A 16168-nucleotide genomic window follows, 5' to 3' on the forward strand; every position below is an offset into this window, starting at 1 on the left:
GCGATTCCTACGCAACTTCGGGCGGGGCGAGTCAGCCGAGGATGCCGAGGCCGGTGTCGCGGTTGCCCGCGGCCCGGTCGTTGGCGAACTTCTCCAGCATCTCCTTGAGCTCCGGGCTCTGCGTGCGGTCGGCCCACGCCCGGGGCATGGCCGGGAACGAGAAGCCGTCGGGCAACGCGGGGGCGTCGTCGACCCGACGGGCCAGCGCGGCCTCGATCAACGGCTCCAAGCGCTCGGCCCGATCGGCGGCGCCGGCCTCGTCGCGCTCCTTGAACTCGGGCAGCACCTGGCGTCCGAACAACTCCAGCGACTCCATGATGTGCTCGTGGCGGTTGTTGCCCGCCTGCGAGATGAAGATGACCTGGTCGACCCCGGCTTCCTCGTAGCGCCGCAGGAACTCCCGGATCTGCTCCGGCGTGCCCACCGCACCGCGCAGCCCGCTGGCCTCGCCGCCCGCCACCTTCGCCCCCAGCCGCTCCTGCTCGACGGCGGCGGCCACCTCGGGCGAGAAGCCCACCTCGTGGCGGCGCTCCTGGTACTCCTGCCACACGTCGGTGGTGCCCGGCTTGTGGTCGCCGAAGATGTAGTAGTGCCCCAGTGAGTAGCCGAAGAAGTTGGCCCCTTCGAGGCCTCGGGCCAACGCCTTGTCCTCGTCGTCGCAACACATCATGGGGGTCACGCACGCCACGTTGGGGTTGACCGCCCGCCCCACCGGCACCGCCTTCTCGGCCAGCGTGCGGTAGTAGTCGTCGACCCACGTGCGAGCTTCCTCGGGGTCGATGAAGGCGAACGTCAGCGCCCCGATGCCCTTCTCGGCGGCCAGCAGGATGGTGTCGCGCCGAGAGCACGCCACCCACAACGGCGGGTGCGGCTTCTGCACCGGCTTGGGCACCACGTTGCGCGGCGGCATCTGCACGAACGTGCCGTCCACGCCGGTGAAGGGCTCCTCGGTCATGCACCGCACCGCGACCTGCAGCCCTTCCAGCCACATCTCCCGCTTGAGGACGGGGTCGACGAGGAACCCACCGAGCTCGGCCTCCGACGACGACTCGCCGGTGCCGAACTCCACCCGCCCGTTCGACACCAGGTCGAGCATGGCGATGCGCTCGGCCACCCGCGCCGGGTGGTTGAAGGCAGGCGGGGTCTGCACGATGCCGTGGCCCAGGCGGATGTTCTTGGTCCGCTGGCTGCAGGCGGCGAGGAAGACCTCGGGGGCGCTGGAGTGGGAGTACTCCTCCAAGAAGTGGTGCTCGACCTCCCACACCACGTCGAAGCCCAACTGGTCGGCCAACTCCACCTGGTCGAGGGCCTCTTGGATGAGGCGCCGTTCGGCATCCTCGTCCCAGGGGCGGGGGAGTTGGTGCTCGTAGAAGATGCCGAACTTCATGCGTCCAACTGTAAACTCACGGGTATACACTTTCAACGTGCAACTGCAATACGAGACCGTCGGTAACGGCCCGCCGCTGTTGTTCGTCTCGGGTTGGTCGCAACCCGGTCGCCGCTGGTTGCGCTTCGCCGAGAAGCTGGCCGACCGCTACACGTGCGTGATGCCCGACAACCGCGAGTGCGGGCGCACGGGGCCGAGCCCTACGCCGTTCACCCTGACCGACCTGGGGCACGACCTCCTCGGCCTCATGGCGGAACTGGGTCATGAGCGCTTTCACGTGGTCGGCGTGTCGATGGGCGGGATGATCTCCCAGGAGGTCGTACGCGCCGCCCCCGAGCGGGTCGTTGCGGCGGTGCTCGTCTCGACGCACGGCGGCACGCCGACGTCGGTGCTCCCGCCCGACCCCATGGTGGTCATGCCCGTTGGGACGACGCCCTACGAGATCGGGTTCAACCTGTGGTCACGGCTGGCCGGTCCGGGCTTCGCCGAGGCCCACCCCGACGTGATCGCCGAAGAGGCGCGGGTCAATGCCGAGTTCCCGACGTCGATGGAGGGCGTGCTGCGCCAGCTCGACGCCATCCGCCAGTTCGACCCGGGCGACGCGCTGGTGGGCACGCCGGTGCCGATCCTCGTCGTGCACGGCGACAGCGACCCGCTGATCCCCTACGAGAACGGCGTGCGGCTGGCCGAGAAGCTCGGGGTCGAGCTGGTGACGCTGCCTGGGGTGGGGCACGGCGTCCCGTTCGAGCGGCCCGAGGAACTCACCGAGTTGATCGGCCGATTCTTCTCACGCACCGCTGAGGTCGGCGAGCAGCGAGTGAGCCAGCCCGGCCATTGACCGGGCCACCGGCCCGTCGATGCCGTCGAGGGCGGCCGCCGCGTCGTCCGCGTAGCGGCGGGCCACCACCATGGCCTCCTCCACGCCAGTGGTGGCGCGCACGATGTCGCGAGCCTTGTCACGCTCCGGGCCTTGCAGCGGCCGGCCCAGCAGCCCCCGCAGCTCCTCGCCCGCCGAGGGGTCGGCCAGCGCCCGGATGACAGGCAGGGTGTAGACGCCTTCCACCAAGTCGTTGCCCGCGGGCTTGCCCAGTTCGGCTTCGGTGCCCACCACGTCGAGGATGTCGTCGCGCACCTGGAACACCATGCCCAAGGCGTCGCCGAAGCGGGTGAGGGCGTCGACGGTGGGGCGCTCGACGTGGGCGCTGAGCGCCCCGATACGGCACGAGGCGCCGACCAGCGAGGCAGTCTTGCCCTCGATGGACGTGAGGTAGTCGGCCTCGGTGCGGTCGGTGGAATAGGCGGTCTTGAGCTCGCCCACTTGGCCCTCGCACAGGCGGCCGATGGTGGCGGCCAGGAGGGCGGCGACCTCGGTGCCCAAGGAAGCGGCGATCTCCGAGGCCCGGGCCAGGAGGAAGTCGCCCGCCAGGATGGCCACAAGGTTCCCCCAGCGGGCGTTGACGCTCTCCACGCCCCGCCGGGTGGTCGCTTCGTCCATCACGTCGTCGTGGTAGAGCGAGCCGAGATGCACCAGTTCGACCGATACGCCCCCTTGCACGACGTCGTCGGTGACGGGGGCGCCGCCCGCTGCCGCAGCAGCCAGGGCGAGGGCCGGACGCAGGCGTTTTCCCCCGGCGCCGATGAGGTGGCCGGCCACTTCCGAGAGGAACGGGTCACTGGATGCGACCGAGCCCCGCAGCGCCTCCTCGACCCGCCGGAGATCGGCGTCGAGGAAGGGAAGGTTCAGCAGGGAAGCGATGTTGACCACTGGCTAAGGACAGTACGCCGGCCCGTCGATGCAGCGACAAGTGGGAACGAGGGGCAGGCGAGACTGATTTCGATGGCCGCCGGATAGACTGACGGTCAGACCACCCGCCAGAGGAGGCGGTCACTTGTTCGAACGCTTTACCGACAGGGCCCGACGAGTCCTCGTGCTAGCGCAGGAGGAAGCGAGGCTTCTCAACCACAACTTCATCGGGACCGAGCACATCCTGCTCGGGCTCATCCACGAGGGCGAAGGCGTCGCGGCCAAGGCCCTTGAGTCGCTGGGCATCACTTTGGAGGCCGTCCGCGAGAAGGTCGAAGAGACGATCGGCCCAGCCGGCTCGTCGACGACCGGCTCGCCGCCGTTCACCCCCAGGGCCAAGAAGGTGCTCGAGCTGTCGCTGCGCGAGGCGCTGCAACTGGGCCACAACTACATCGGCACCGAGCACATGCTGCTCGGGTTGGTGCGCGAGGGCGAGGGCGTCGCCGCTCAGGTCCTCGTCAACCTCGGCGCCGACCTCTCGCGTGTCCGCCAGCAAGTCATCCAACTGCTGTCCGGTTACGCGGGCGGCAAGGAAGGCGCTGCTGCCGGTGCCGGCACGGGTACGACGGCCGGGCAGGAGACGCCCACGGGCGGCTCGCCGGTCCTCGACCAGTTCGGCCGCAACCTCACGCAGTTGGCCCGGGAGAAGAAGCTCGACCCGGTCATCGGGCGTGACCGCGAGATCGAGCGGGTCATGCAGGTGCTGTCGCGGCGGACCAAGAACAACCCGGTCCTCATCGGTGAGCCCGGCGTGGGCAAGACCGCCATCGTCGAGGGGCTGTCGCAGAAGATCGTCAACAACGACGTCCCCGAGACGCTCAACGGCAAGCAGCTCTACACGCTCGACCTGGGCGCGCTCGTCGCAGGTTCCCGTTACCGGGGCGACTTCGAGGAGCGGCTGAAGAAGGTCCTCAAAGAGATCCGCACCCGCGGCGACATCATCCTGTTCATCGACGAGCTGCACACGCTCGTGGGTGCCGGTGCCGCCGAGGGGGCCATCGACGCGGCGTCGATCCTCAAGCCCATGCTGGCCCGGGGCGAGCTGCAGACCATCGGTGCGACCACCCTCGACGAGTACCGCAAGCACCTGGAGAAGGACGCGGCGCTGGAGCGGCGCTTCCAGCCGATCAAGGTGGAGGAGCCCACGCTCAGCCACACCATCGAGATCCTCAAGGGCCTGCGCGACCGCTACGAGGCGCACCACTCGGTGACCATCACCGACCAGGCGCTGGTGGCAGCCGCCAACCTGGCCGACCGCTACATCTCCGACCGGTACCTGCCCGACAAGGCCATCGACCTCATCGACGAGGCCGGGTCGCGGCTGCGCATCCGGCGGATGACGACGCCGACGGACTACAAGGCCATCGAGGACGAGATCGCCTCGATCAAGCGGCAGAAGGAAGCCGCCATCGAGGCGCAGCGATTCGACGAGGCCAAGATGCTCAACGAGCGGGAGAAGGAACAGCTCGAGCGCAAGGCCACAAAAGAAAACGAGCTGCGGGCCAGCGGCGACAACCTGTTCGACGTGGTCGACGAGGAAGTCATCGCCGAGGTGCTGGCCAACTGGACCGGCATCCCCGTCACCCAGCTCACCGAGGAGGAGACGGCCAAGCTGCTCCGCATGGAAGAGGAGCTGCACCGTCGGGTCATCGGCCAGCAGGACGCCATCGCCGCGCTGTCGCGGGCGATCCGGCGCACCCGGGCCGGGCTCAAGGACCCCAAGCGGCCCAGCGGGTCGTTCATCTTCCTGGGGCCGACCGGCGTCGGCAAGACCGAGTTGGCCAAGGCGCTGGCCGAGTTCCTGTTCGGCGACGAGAGCTCGCTGATCCAGCTCGACATGTCGGAGTACATGGAGAAGCACACCGTGTCCCGGCTGGTCGGGTCGCCTCCCGGCTACGTCGGCTACGAGGAGGGTGGGCAGCTCACCGAGGCCGTGCGGCGCAAGCCGTTCTCGGTGGTGCTCTTCGACGAGATCGAAAAGGCCCACCCCGACGTGTTCAACACGCTGCTGCAGATCCTGGAGGACGGTCGCCTGACCGACTCGCAGGGCCGCACGGTCGACTTCAAGAACACGGTGCTGATCATGACCTCCAACCTGGGCACGGCCGACCTGCGCAAGGCGTCGGTGGGCTTCGCCAAGACCACGGAGGCCGTCACCTACGAGCGGATGAAGGAGAAGGTGGCCGAGGCGCTCAAGCAGCACTTCCGGCCCGAGTTCCTCAACCGCATCGACGAGACGATCGTGTTCCACGAGCTGACCAAGGAAGAGGTCACCCAGATCGTCGACCTCATGATCCGCCGGGTGCAGGAGCAGTTGGAGGGGCAGGGGCTCGGCTTCGAGCTCACGCCTTCGGCCAAGTCGCTCCTGGCCGACAAGGGCTACGACCCCACGTTGGGCGCCCGGCCGTTGCGCCGGTCGATCCAGCAGTTGGTCGAGGACCCGCTGTCGGAGCGCATCCTGTGGAAGGAGTTCCGGGCAGGCGAGACGATCATCGTCGACGCCGAGGACGGCGAGATGGTGTTCCGGGCGGTGGAGGGCTTCGAGCCCCCGCCGGTCGAGCTCGCCGGCACCGGCCCCGCCTCCGACTAGGCGAGACCGAGCAGTTCCGAGCAGTACGAAAGGCCCCGGCTCCCAAGCCGGGGCTTTTTGCTTTCTGTGCTTCAAGTCCGCTGCCGCGACGCCGATAGATGGCGCATGCAACGGGGGGATGAAGCAGGACTGTCGGCGCGCGAGCAGGCGGCGCGGATGCGGGCCAAGGCGCGCAGACTCGAAGAGGCCGCCGACCGGTACCAGCAGGGGGCGGCAGGCGAGGAGGCGACGGCACGGCTGCTGGCCCGCCTCGACCAGAGCCGCTTTCGTGTCTTCCACGACCTGCGCTTGCCTGGTTCCCGCGCCAACGTCGACCACGTCGTCGTCGGTCCGACCGGCCTGTTCGTGGTCGACAGCAAGAACTACACGTCTCGGGTGAGCGTCAACAAGGACACGTTGTGGTGCGGGCGTTATCCGCAGACCAAGCGGCTGGAGACGGCGCACTGGGAGGCGGCACAAGTGGTGGAAGCGCTACGGCTCGACGGCGACGACGTGCCCGTTCCAACGGTGGTGCTCTGCATCCACGGGGTGGAGCTGCCGTTCACGTCGGCCGAGGTGGGCGGAGCGCTGGTGGTGGCGCCGTCGTTCCTCCTGGGAGCGATCACGAGGCGGGCAGCGCGGCTGACGCCCGAGCAGTGCGCTCGCCTGGAGGCGTCCGTGCAATACCGCCTCTACGGCGTCCCCATGCCGGCACCGCCGGTGCAGGCGACCACCCCCCGAGGCATCGTCGTGGTGCGGCCACCCGAGCGGCCATCGTGGTGGGCACGGCTCCAGCAGCGGGTGTCCGCCGCCCGCTAGAGAACGAAGGCCCCTGCCGCTCGAAAGCGACAGGGACCTCGTCGTTACGCCCGCTTCTGCTGCCTACAGGGTGTCGACCTTCAACAGTGGTTCCTTGAACCCGTCGGCGTCGCCCGCCCAGTCGAGCGTCCCGGCCAACTGCAGCCCGGCTTTCACCTGCGCGGGCGTCGATTCGGCATGGCGAGCGAGGTACAGCGCCGCTCCGGCTGCCACATGGGGCGAGGCCATCGACGTGCCGCTGATCGTCTTGTAGCCGCCGCCCTTCCACGTGGAGTTGATGCACACGCCCGGGGCGATCAGGTCGACGTCGGCGCCGAAGTTGGAGAAGTCGGCCAGCGTCTCTTCCTGGTCGGTCCGGCACGTCGCCGCCCACGTCCCGCCCGGCGCACCGTTGGAGTCGGCCAGCGCCGAGACGGTGATGACCTCGTCGTAGGCGGCCGGCACGTGGTTGGCCGCGTTGTCAGACTCGTTGCCCGCCGCCACCACATGGGTCACGCCTGCGGCCACCGACCGGCAGATGGCCTCACGCAACCCGCCGTCGGTGCACGACCCTTCGGTGCCGGTGCCGCCCAGGCTCATGTTGGCAACCTTGATCGTCGCCACGCGCGCCGTCACCCAGTCGATGCCGCAGATGATCGACGACCATGAGCCCGAGCCTGCGTTGTTCAGCACCCGCACGGGGTGCATGACGGTCCCCGGCGCCACGCCCAACACGCCTCGCCCGTCGGCCCGAGCCCCAATCGTGCCCGCCACGTGGGTGCCGTGGCCGTTGCCGTCGGAGTACGAGGTGCCGGACGAGCAGTTGACGCCGGTCGACGCCACCACCAGGTCGGGGTGCGACAAATCGATGCCGGTGTCGATGACCGCTACCGGCACGCCGGCCCCGACGGCCGCGCCGCCGTAGACCCGCCGCACGCCCGTGGGTGCTTCGACCGCAGGCGTCGACCCGCCGCCGCCCTTGGGCGCCGAGATCTGTACGACGCGGTCGGCCACGACGGCCCGCACCCGCCCGTCACGAGCGGCAGCCCGCGCCGCGGAGGCGGACATGCGCCCGGCGTAGCCGCGGGCCGAGTGCCGGTACACGTGGGAGACGGCGGCGCCGAGCCGGCGACCGTGGTCGCCCGCCACTGCATCGGGCGCCACGCCGTCGTGCACGGTGACGATGTAGGAGCCCGCGATGACCTCGCCGTCGGCCGCCGCTGCACCAGCGCCCGGCACCAAGCCGGCGGCCAGCGCCACCACGGTTACGACCAGTCCCGCTACACCCCGAGTTCGCATGGAGCCAGAGTACAGAGGGGGGTGTGACAATCAACCGGCCCGGCTAGCCTCCGCCCCCGTGTACGAGCGAATTCTCGTCGGGACGGACGGGTCGCCGACCGCCGCCAAGGCCGTCGACCGAGCGGCGGAGATCGCCACAACGGTCAACGCCCGCCTCACGGTCGTGTCCGTGGGCGAGCGCACCCGCGCCGAGCAGGTCGTGGAGGCCGAGAAGCAGCGCCTGGCGGCGTCGGCGGGCATCGAAGTGGAGACGGCTACCGCGGTGGGCGATCCTGCGGGCGTGCTGGCCGACCTGGCCGCGGGCTACGACCTCCTGGTCGTCGGCAACAAGGGCATGACGGGCGCCAGCCGGTTCTTCCTGGGCTCGGTGCCCAACAAGGTGAGCCACCACGCACCCTGCTCGCTCCTCATCGTCCACACCACCTAGCCGTCCGCGTGTCCGGCCGGGCTTTTGCCGCCGCCACCTTGGCGCTGGTCGTCCTCTCGGGGTGCCGGGCCGGCGTCACCGTCGGCGTCGACAGCAATGCCGACGGCTCGGGCCGGGTGCGCGCTGTCGTGACACTCGATGCGGAGGCTGCCCGGCGCGTGCCCGACCTGGCCGACCAGTTGGAGGACGACGACCTGCTCGCTGCCGGGTGGGAGGTAGAAGGCCCGCAGCCCACGGCGGACGGCGGCGTGGAGGTCGAGGCGGTCAAGCGCTTCCGCAGCCCCCAGGAGGCCACGCAGGCCGTCGAGGAGCTGAGCGGACCGGGCGGACCCTTCCGCGACTTCCGCCTGCGCCGCACCCGCTCGTTCCTCAAGACCCGCACCGCTTTCGAGGGCACCGTCGACCTCAAGGCCGGCCTGGAGTCGTTCAGCGACGACACCTTGCGCCGGCGGCTCGGCGGCTCGGCCCTTGGTTTCGACCCTGCCGACCTCGAACGCCAGGTCGGCGCGCCGCTGTCGGAGATCGTCACCTTCCGGGTGGCCGCCCGCCTCCCCGGCGAGGGGGGTCGGCAGGAGTGGCAGCCGACCCTCGGTGAGGAGCTGCAACTGCAGGCCACGGCCGAGCAGTGGAACGCCCGTAACCTTGCTGCGGCGGCGTTTTCCCTGGTGACGGGGCTGGCGGCGTTGCTGCTCGCCGCCCTGCGGCTGCGCCATCGCCGTTAGCTGTCACACCCCCTCCCTAACATCGGCGCCATGCCGAAAGTTCGCACGATCCACCGCTGCACCGAGTGCGGCGGTGCCGCGCCCAAGTGGTCGGGCCGGTGCGGCGCGTGCGGGTCGTGGAACACGCTGGTCGAGGAGTTCGACGGACCGCGGGCGCCCGCCGCGGCCGTCGCCCTGTTCGACCGGCCCGTCCCCATCGGCGAGGTCGACCTCGACGAATGGGCGGCGCGGCCCACGGGCGTGTCGGAGCTCGACCGGGTGCTGGGGGGTGGCCTGGTGCCCGGCTCGGTCACCTTGGTGGGCGGTGAACCAGGCATCGGGAAGTCGACGCTCCTCCTCCAGGCGTTGACCTCCCTGTCGAGGCGAGGGGTGCGGTGCCTCCTCGTGTCGGCCGAGGAGTCCAAGCAACAGGTACGGCTGCGGGCGGAGCGGTTGGGCGCGCTCCACCCGGGGTTGTGGCTGGTGTCGGAGACCTCGATGCCGGGGGTGGCTGCCGCCATCGGCGAGGTGGTGCCCGATGTGGTCGTACTCGACTCCATCCAGTCGGTGCACGACCCCGAACTGGGCTCGGCGTCCGGGTCGGTGGCGCAGGTGCGGGAGTGCGCCCACCAACTCGTGCGCCTGGCGAAAGAACGGGCCATGTCGACGGTGCTGGTCGGCCATGTGACCAAGGACGGGGCGTTGGCCGGGCCCCGGGTGCTGGAGCACGTGGTCGACACCGTGTTGTCGTTCGAGGGCGACCGGCACCACGCCTTGCGCCTGCTGCGGGCCGTGAAGCACCGGTTCGGGCCGACGGGGGAGCTGGGGCTGTTCGAGATGGGCGACGGGGGGCTGGCCCCGGTGCCCGACCCCAGCCACCTGTTCTTGGGCGACCGCTCCGTGCACGACGGCATGGCCGTGCCCGGCTCGGTCGTGGTTTCCGCCATGGAGGGGCACCGGCCTCTGTTGGTGGAACTGCAAGCGCTCGTCGCCCCTTCGCCGCTGCCCCAGCCCCGCCGATCGGCCCAGGGGCTCGACAGTGGCCGCTTGTCGCTGCTCATCGCCGTGCTCGAACGCCGTGTGGGGCTGTCGTTGTTCGGGGCCGACGTGTACGCCTCGGCCGTGGGGGGCGTGAAGGTCACCGAGCCCGCCGCCGACCTGGCCCTGGCACTGGCATTGGCCAGCGCCCTGACGGGATCGCCGCTGCCCCCTGGGCTGGTGGCGTGCGGGGAGGTGGGGTTGGCCGGCGAGGTACGCCAGGCGGCCCACACCTCGAGACGCCTGGCCGAGGCGGCGCGCCTCGGCTTCACCCGGGCCGTGGTGCCCGCCTCGGCTCCGGAGCCACCGCCCGGGTTGGAAGCGGTGCGAGTGGCGACGCTGGCCGACGCGGTCACCCGCCTCGGGTTGCTCGGCTCGCAGTAAGTGCCCCGACCAGAAACCTTGGCGACGTCACGTCGACCAGCGACGCCGCTCGCGGCGTTGCTCCTCCTCGAAATACCTTCCAGGTATTCCTTCGTCGTCGCGCCTTCCGAGCGACGCCGCTGTTTCGCCGTGCCACGCCCCCGAGGTTCCTGGACGGAGCACTAGGATCAGCCCATGCTGGCCCGGCGCAGCGCGGCCATGATCGAAGCCTTGGGCGCCGTGGCCCCCGGACGCCCGCTCCGGGAAGGCCTCGACCGCATCCTCCAGGCGAGCATGGGCGCCCTCATCGTGGTGGGCGACGGCCCCGACGTGCTCGCCATCTGCTCGGGCGGCTTCCTGCTCGACGCCGAGTTCAGCCCGCAGCGCCTCTCCGAGCTGGCCAAGATGGACGGCGCCATCATTCTGGCGCCCGACGCCAGCCGCATCGCCCGGGCCAACGTGCACCTGGTCCCGAGCCCCAACGTGCCCACCACCGAGACGGGCACCCGGCACCGCACGGCGGAACGGGTGGCCCGCTCCATCGACGTGCCCGTGATCTCGGTGTCGGAGGACATGTCGGTCATCGCCGTCTACCGGGGCGACCTCAAGCACCCGCTCGAGCCCATCCCCCGGCTGCTGAGCCGCGCCAACCAGGCGCTCCAGACCTTGGAGCGCTACAAGAACCGCCTCGACGCGGTGAGCAGCTCGCTGTCCGCCCTCGAGGTGGAAGACCTGGTCACCGTGCGCGACGTGGTGACGGTCCTGCAGCGGGCCGAGATGGTGCGCCGCATCGCCGAGGAGATCGACGGCTACATCGTCGAGCTGGGCACCGACGGCCGCCTCATCCTCCTCCAGCTGGAAGAGCTGCTGGGCGGGGTGGAGGACGACCGCAGGCTGGTCATCAAGGATTACTTCCAAGAACGGGCCAGCTGGCGGCTCGACCAGGCCATGGAGGCCTTGTCCGACCTGACCACCGAAGACCTGCTCGACCTCAAGACGGTCGTGGAGGTGCTGCGCCTGCCCGCCGAGTCCTTCGAGCTCGACACCAGCCTCCAGCCCCGCGGCTACCGGCTCCTGTCGAAGGTGCCCCGCCTGCCCGACGCCATCGTCGACAAGATCGTGGCCCGTTTCGGCAACCTGCAGAAGATCATGCGGGCCACCATCGACGACCTCGACGACGTGGAAGGCGTGGGCGACGTCCGGGCCCGGGCCATCAAGGAAGGCCTGTCGCGCTTGGCCGAGACCAGCATCCTCGACCGCTACTCCTGATGCGCGACACGCTGCCGAGCGGCACCCCCGTCGACGTCGTACGCGTGCCGGAGGCGGTGCGTGGGCTGGTGCTGGCTCCCGACATCATGGGCCTGCGCCCCCTGTTCGACGACCTGGCCGCCCGCTTGGCCGCCGAGCACCGCTGGACGGTCGTGGCGGTCGAGCCGTTCCCCGGCCAAGAGACGCTGTCGTTGCAGGAGCGCATGGCCACGCCGCTCGACGTCGACCGGGTGATGGCCGACCTCACGGCGGCCGCCGACGTCACCGCCTGTGAGCCGGTGGCCGTGCTCGGGTTCTGCCGGGGCGGCATGCACGCCTATCAGGCGGCGGCCACCGGCCGCTTCGACCGGGCGGTGGCGTTCTACGGGATGATCCGGGTGCCGCCCGAGTGGAACCCAGGCCGGGGCGAGCCGCTGGAGGAGCTGGCCAAGCCGACGGCGTGCCCCACCCTCGCCGTCGTGGGCGGCCGCGACGAGTACACCCCGCCCGACGACATCGGGGCCGTGCGCCGGCTACCGAACGTCGAGGTCGTCGTCTACCCCGAGGCCGGCCACGGATTCGTCCACGACCCCGGGCGCCCCGCTCACCGGAGCGACGATGCCGCCGACGCCTGGCAGCGCGTGGCCGAGTTCCTGGCCGTCCCCAGCGCCGACGTCGACGGCTGAGGGCATTTCCCGCACGCCCGCCACCGGCGAAAACCGCACCCACAGGAACGCCAACGTCGTGCCTGCGGCCGAGACCGCCAGCGTCGGCCGGAGCCCGATGAGCGTGCCGAGCGCGCCACCGAGGAAGCCACCCAACGGCATCGTCCCCCACACGACGAAGCGCATGGTGGCGTGCATGCGCCCCTGCAAGCGCTGGGGCGTGATGGCCTGGCGCAGGCTCACCTGGTTGATGTTGTAGGCGGGGATCCCGCTCGATCCCAGGGCGATCCCCGCCACCAGCAGCACCACGGCCGTCGAGGGCGTGGCGGGCACCAGCAGCCACGGGCCGAGCCCGCTGACCAGCCCGCTCACCCAGATGGTTCGTCCCACCCCGAGGCGAGCGGTGGCCCGTCCGGTGAGCGCGGCCCCGGCTACGAAGCCGAGGTTGCCGAGCCCGAGGATGAGCCCCACGTGGCCCGCTTCCACGCCCAACTCCCGCACGGCGAACAGCAACACGATCGAAAAGCCCATGGTGCCGAACAAGTTGAACGTCGCCGTGCTGCACGCCAGCGGCCGCAGGTAGGGGTGGCGCCACACGTAACCGACCCCCTCGGCGATCTGCGTGCGCATGCGGATGTGCACGCCCGCCTCGTCGGCTTCCCGCTCGGGCACCTCCTCCCGCGTGCGGATGCCCGCCAGCGCCACGGCCGAGGCCAGGAAGCTGGCGGCGTCGACCCACACCGCCGCCGCCGCCCCCAGCCACCCCACCAGCCCGCCGCCCATGGCCGGCCCCGCCACCTGGGCGCCGGAACGGCTGATCTCCAGCTTGGCGTTGCCCTCCACCAGGTCGTCGCGCTCCACCAACGACGGCAGGTACGCCATGTACGCCACATCGAAGAACACGGTGAGCACGCCCGTGGCCAGCACCACCACGTACAACTGCGCCATCGTCAGCAGGTCGACCGAGTACGCCAACGGGATCGACACCAACGCCAGCGCCCGGCCGACATCGGCAGCGATCATCACCGGCCGCCGTCGCAGCCGGTCGATGATGGCGCCCGCGGGTAGCCCCACCAACAGGAACGGCGACATCTCGACCGCAGTGAGCAGGCCCACCTGGAACGTCGAGGCGTCCAGCAGCGTGATGGCGATGAACGGCACCGCCAGCAGCGTGACCTGGCTCCCCACTTGGCTGATCGTCTCGCCCGCCCACAACCGCAGAAAGTCGGGGTTGCGCCGCAGGGCCATAGCGATTGAGATTACCCAATCACTACACTGGTGCCAATGGGAATGCCGGAGCGCCGCCCCGCCACCCTCGAAGAGGCCCGGGCCGTCAGCAACCCCCTGCGCCTGCGCATCCTGCGCCTATGCCTCGACGAGGCGCTGACCAACTGCCAACTGGCCGAGCGCTTGGGCAAGGACCCCGCCACGGTGCTCCACCACGTCCGCACCCTGGTCGACACCGGCTTCCTGGCCGCCGAACCCGTGCGCCGCGGCACGCGGGGCGCCAAGGAGAAGCCCTACCGCGCCACCGGCAAGTCGTGGACGCTCGACATCGGCGACGTGGCGGGCCAAGCGGTGGGCGTTGCCATTGTGGACGCCTTCCGCTCCGAGTTGGCCGAAAGCGCGGACGTCGACGCCCGCATCACACGCCTCGGCGCGCGCCTCACCCCCGCCGACCGCCACGAACTGTTCGAGCGCCTCGAAGCTCTGGCCGCAGAGTTCAAGCAGCGCGACGACCCGTCAGGCGACCCCGTCGGCATCATGTTCGGCGTGCACCGCCGGCACTAGTGGCTCAGGTCACTGGCTACGTAGCGCGCCGCGTCAGCTGCACCCGGTCGGTGATCCGGTAGCGCCGCTCGGTCTGGCTCAGCCACCCCAGCCGGATGAAGGCGGCAATCGCCTTGTTCACCCGTTCCCGCGAGGCCCCCACCATGCCCGCCAACTCCTCCTGGGTCACCGGCAGGGTGAACTCGTCGTGGTCGCCTGCGATCTCCAGCAGCCGCTTGGCCGTGCGCCCGGTCACGTCGAGGAACACCGTGTCGGCCAAGGCCGCGTCGGTCACCCGCAGCCGCCGGGCCAGTAGCTGCACGACGTGCCACAGCAGCACCGGCTGTTCCTCGAGCACGCCCCGGATGGGCGTGAAGGGCACCCCCAGCAACTCGCAGGGCTCCAGCGCCCGGGCGTCGGCCGAGCGCCCTTCCTCGTCGAACAAGCTCATCTCGCCGAAGAGGTCGCCCTCTTCCATGAGCGCCACCACCGACTCCCGGCCGTCGATGGAGCGCTTGGCGATGGCGATGCGCCCCGACCGCACGACGTAGAGCTCGTCGGCCGCGTCGCCCTCGGAGAACACCAGGTCGTTGCGCTGCAAACGCAGCGGCCTGCACTGCGCGGCGATCCCCCGGACGGCCCCCGGATCGAGGGCGCTGAACAGCTCCGAGCGTGCCAAAAGCGCTTCGGTGTCCATGCGGCGCGGGAGCCTACTCCTCCGTCGAGTTGTCGTATGGGGGAGACCTTCGTACCCTTGGGGCATCCCTTCTACGTTCCGTTTCCGGGAGAGGTATGTCCTTCGACGTCGGTGACAAGGTTGTCTACCCCCATCATGGGGCCGCGGTGATCGAGCGCCGGGAGAAGAAAGAGGTATTCGGCGAGACTCGGGAGTACCTCGTACTCAAGCTCGCCTACGGCGATCTCACCCTCATGGTCCCGTGCGACAACACGGACGAGGTGGGGCTCCGTGAAGTCATCAACGACGAAGAGGTCGAGGAAGTCTTCGCCGTCCTTCGCAAGAAGGAAGCCCGCATGCCGACCAACTGGTCGCGCCGCTACAAGAACCACGTGGAGAAGCTGAAGTCGGGCGACATCTACCAGGTCGCCGAAGTGGTTCGGAACCTCTCAATCCGGGAGAAAGACAAGGGTCTCTCCGCGGGCGAGAAGCGCATGCTCACCAAGGCCCGCCAGATCCTCGTTTCGGAGCTCACCTTCGCCCTCAGCGTCACCGAGGAAGAGGCCGAGACGAAGCTCGACGAGGCGCTTCCCTAAAACCGACCGATGTCGGTCTGGGCCATCGTGGTGGCCGCAGGAAGTGGGTCCCGGTTCGGGGGCCCCAAGCAGTTCGAGGAGCTGGAAGGTTGCCGCGTGGTCGACTGGGCGCTGGCCGCCAGTCGCTCCGTGGCCGACGGCGTGGTCCTTGTCGTCCCGGCCGACTACGTCGACGACCAAGCGCCCGTCGCCGATGTAGTGGTGGCCGGCGGAGCCACCCGCTCGGACTCGGTGCGGGCCGGGCTGGCTGCCGTGCCTTCGGACGCCGACGTTCTCATCGTCCACGACGCAGCCCGGCCATTTGCCGCGCCGGCGCTGTTCCATGCGGTGGTAGCAGCGGTGCGGGCCGGGGCCGACGGCGCAGTACCCGGTGTGCCGGTGGCCGACACGATCAAGCGGGTGGCCGCCGGGCAGGTGGTGGCCACTCTCGACCGCGACGGCCTTATGGCCGTCCAGACCCCCCAGGCCTTCGCGGCCGAGGTCCTGCGCCGGGCGCACGCGGGTAGGGGCGAGGGTACGGATGACGCAACCTTGGTGGAGGCGGCAGGCGGTCGCGTGGTCGTCGTCCCCGGCGACCCGGCAAACGCCAAGATCACGCTGCGCTCCGACCTTGGGTGACGCCGGCGCCATGATCCGCGTCGGCCTCGGGTTCGACGTCCACCCCTTCTCCGACGATCCTTCGCGTCCGCTCGTCCTCGGCGGTGTCCATCTGCCGGGAGAGCGGGGTCGGGCCGGCCACAGCGACGCCGACGTCGTCGCCCATGCGGTAGCCGACGCCCTCCTCGGCGCCTGCGGTCTGGGCGACCTGGGCGAGCACTTCCCGGACA

General features: G+C 70.2%; 16 protein-coding genes and 1 pseudogene. 12 read left to right on the top strand and 5 right to left on the bottom strand.

The annotated features are described in order from the left end of the window. Nucleotides 1-31 precede the first annotated feature (31 nt). Nucleotides 32-1387: an LLM class flavin-dependent oxidoreductase gene (locus tag VM938_10010; protein ID HVF75372.1), complete on the bottom strand. Its 1356-nt coding sequence runs from the start codon at nt 1385-1387 to the stop codon at nt 32-34. Nucleotides 1388-1424: 37 nt separating this feature from the next. Between VM938_10010 and VM938_10015 the strand changes: the two genes are divergently transcribed. Further along, the gene (locus tag VM938_10015; GenBank protein ID HVF75373.1) at nt 1425-2225 is read left to right on the top strand and encodes an alpha/beta hydrolase; all 801 of its coding nucleotides are present in this window, start codon (nt 1425-1427) and stop codon (nt 2223-2225) included. Here the strand turns inward: VM938_10015 and VM938_10020 are convergent. Further along, nucleotides 2175-3152 (bottom strand): polyprenyl synthetase family protein, encoded by a 978-nt coding sequence (locus VM938_10020; GenBank protein ID HVF75374.1) that lies wholly within the window; start codon nt 3150-3152, stop codon nt 2175-2177. The two genes, VM938_10015 and VM938_10020, sit on opposite strands and share 51 nt — an antisense overlap. Before the next feature lie 163 nt (nt 3153-3315). Between VM938_10020 and VM938_10025 the strand changes: the two genes are divergently transcribed. Both VM938_10025 and VM938_10030 read left to right on the top strand, forming a co-directional pair. Next, the gene (locus tag VM938_10025; GenBank protein HVF75375.1) at nt 3316-5781 is read left to right on the top strand and encodes an ATP-dependent Clp protease ATP-binding subunit; all 2466 of its coding nucleotides are present in this window, start codon (nt 3316-3318) and stop codon (nt 5779-5781) included. A gap of 105 nt (nt 5782-5886) precedes the next feature. Beyond that, nucleotides 5887-6579: a nuclease-related domain-containing protein gene (locus tag VM938_10030; GenBank protein HVF75376.1), complete on the top strand. Its 693-nt coding sequence runs from the start codon at nt 5887-5889 to the stop codon at nt 6577-6579. Between the two features lie 63 nt (nt 6580-6642). Here the strand turns inward: VM938_10030 and VM938_10035 are convergent, their stop codons facing one another. After that, nucleotides 6643-7857: a S8 family serine peptidase gene (locus tag VM938_10035; GenBank protein HVF75377.1), complete on the bottom strand. Its 1215-nt coding sequence runs from the start codon at nt 7855-7857 to the stop codon at nt 6643-6645. Between the two features lie 58 nt (nt 7858-7915). On the opposite strand from VM938_10035, the gene VM938_10040 reads away from it, so the two are divergent. The 5 genes from VM938_10040 (at nt 7916) to VM938_10060 (ending at nt 12320) form a co-directional block, all read left to right on the top strand. Beyond that, nucleotides 7916-8284 (top strand): universal stress protein, encoded by a 369-nt coding sequence (locus VM938_10040; protein ID HVF75378.1) that lies wholly within the window; start codon nt 7916-7918, stop codon nt 8282-8284. Nucleotides 8285-8292: 8 nt separating this feature from the next. Beyond that, the gene (locus VM938_10045) at nt 8293-9006 is read left to right on the top strand and encodes a hypothetical protein (GenBank protein HVF75379.1); all 714 of its coding nucleotides are present in this window, start codon (nt 8293-8295) and stop codon (nt 9004-9006) included. A 30-nt stretch (nt 9007-9036) separates the two neighbouring features. After that, nucleotides 9037-10407, top strand: coding sequence for a DNA repair protein RadA (gene radA, locus VM938_10050; protein ID HVF75380.1), 1371 nt, complete (start codon nt 9037-9039; stop codon nt 10405-10407). A 174-nt stretch (nt 10408-10581) separates the two neighbouring features. Then, the gene (gene disA, locus VM938_10055; GenBank protein HVF75381.1) at nt 10582-11655 is read left to right on the top strand and encodes a DNA integrity scanning diadenylate cyclase DisA; all 1074 of its coding nucleotides are present in this window, start codon (nt 10582-10584) and stop codon (nt 11653-11655) included. Beyond that, complete coding sequence (locus VM938_10060; GenBank protein HVF75382.1) at nt 11655-12320, top strand: dienelactone hydrolase family protein; 666 nt, start codon at nt 11655-11657, stop codon at nt 12318-12320. The genes disA and VM938_10060 overlap by 1 nt, the downstream gene beginning before the upstream one ends. 36 nt (nt 12321-12356) lie before the next feature. Here VM938_10060 and VM938_10065 read toward each other — a convergent pair. Then, nucleotides 12357-13547, bottom strand: a pseudogene (locus tag VM938_10065) (MFS transporter). Nucleotides 13548-13583: 36 nt separating this feature from the next. Between VM938_10065 and VM938_10070 the strand changes: the two are divergent. Next, a complete protein-coding gene (locus VM938_10070) occupies nt 13584-14090 on the top strand; it encodes an ArsR family transcriptional regulator (GenBank protein HVF75383.1) in 507 nt (168 codons plus the stop codon). A gap of 16 nt (nt 14091-14106) precedes the next feature. Here the strand turns inward: VM938_10070 and VM938_10075 are convergent, their stop codons facing one another. Next, entirely contained in the window at nt 14107-14766 is a 660-nt protein-coding gene (locus VM938_10075) for a Crp/Fnr family transcriptional regulator (GenBank protein ID HVF75384.1), read from the bottom strand. A gap of 95 nt (nt 14767-14861) precedes the next feature. Between VM938_10075 and VM938_10080 the strand changes: the two genes are divergently transcribed. The 3 genes from VM938_10080 to VM938_10090 form a co-directional block, all read left to right on the top strand. Continuing rightward, a complete protein-coding gene (locus VM938_10080; protein HVF75385.1) occupies nt 14862-15341 on the top strand; it encodes a CarD family transcriptional regulator in 480 nt (159 codons plus the stop codon). A 9-nt stretch (nt 15342-15350) separates the two neighbouring features. After that, a complete protein-coding gene (gene ispD, locus VM938_10085) occupies nt 15351-15959 on the top strand; it encodes a 2-C-methyl-D-erythritol 4-phosphate cytidylyltransferase (GenBank protein ID HVF75386.1) in 609 nt (202 codons plus the stop codon). A 10-nt stretch (nt 15960-15969) separates the two neighbouring features. Continuing rightward, nucleotides 15970-16168 (top strand): 2-C-methyl-D-erythritol 2,4-cyclodiphosphate synthase (locus VM938_10090; GenBank protein ID HVF75387.1); only part of this gene is annotated, 199 nt, incomplete at its 3' end.

Source organism: Acidimicrobiales bacterium (genome assembly GCA_035536915.1).
Taxonomy (GTDB): Bacteria; Actinomycetota; Acidimicrobiia; order Acidimicrobiales; family JAHWLA01; genus JAHWLA01.

Coding starts and splice junctions, on each gene's coding strand:
- VM938_10010 (HVF75372.1), bottom strand. CDS start 1,387: ATGAAGTTCGGCATCTTCTACGAGCACCAACTCCCCCGCCCCTGGGAC.
- VM938_10030 (HVF75376.1), top strand. CDS start 5,887: ATGCAACGGGGGGATGAAGCAGGACTGTCGGCGCGCGAGCAGGCGGCG.
- VM938_10035 (HVF75377.1), bottom strand. CDS start 7,857: ATGCGAACTCGGGGTGTAGCGGGACTGGTCGTAACCGTGGTGGCGCTG.
- radA (HVF75380.1), top strand. CDS start 9,037: ATGCCGAAAGTTCGCACGATCCACCGCTGCACCGAGTGCGGCGGTGCC.
- disA (HVF75381.1), top strand. CDS start 10,582: ATGCTGGCCCGGCGCAGCGCGGCCATGATCGAAGCCTTGGGCGCCGTG.
- VM938_10060 (HVF75382.1), top strand. CDS start 11,655: ATGCGCGACACGCTGCCGAGCGGCACCCCCGTCGACGTCGTACGCGTG.
- VM938_10070 (HVF75383.1), top strand. CDS start 13,584: ATGGGAATGCCGGAGCGCCGCCCCGCCACCCTCGAAGAGGCCCGGGCC.
- VM938_10075 (HVF75384.1), bottom strand. CDS start 14,766: ATGGACACCGAAGCGCTTTTGGCACGCTCGGAGCTGTTCAGCGCCCTC.
- VM938_10080 (HVF75385.1), top strand. CDS start 14,862: ATGTCCTTCGACGTCGGTGACAAGGTTGTCTACCCCCATCATGGGGCC.
- ispD (HVF75386.1), top strand. CDS start 15,351: ATGTCGGTCTGGGCCATCGTGGTGGCCGCAGGAAGTGGGTCCCGGTTC.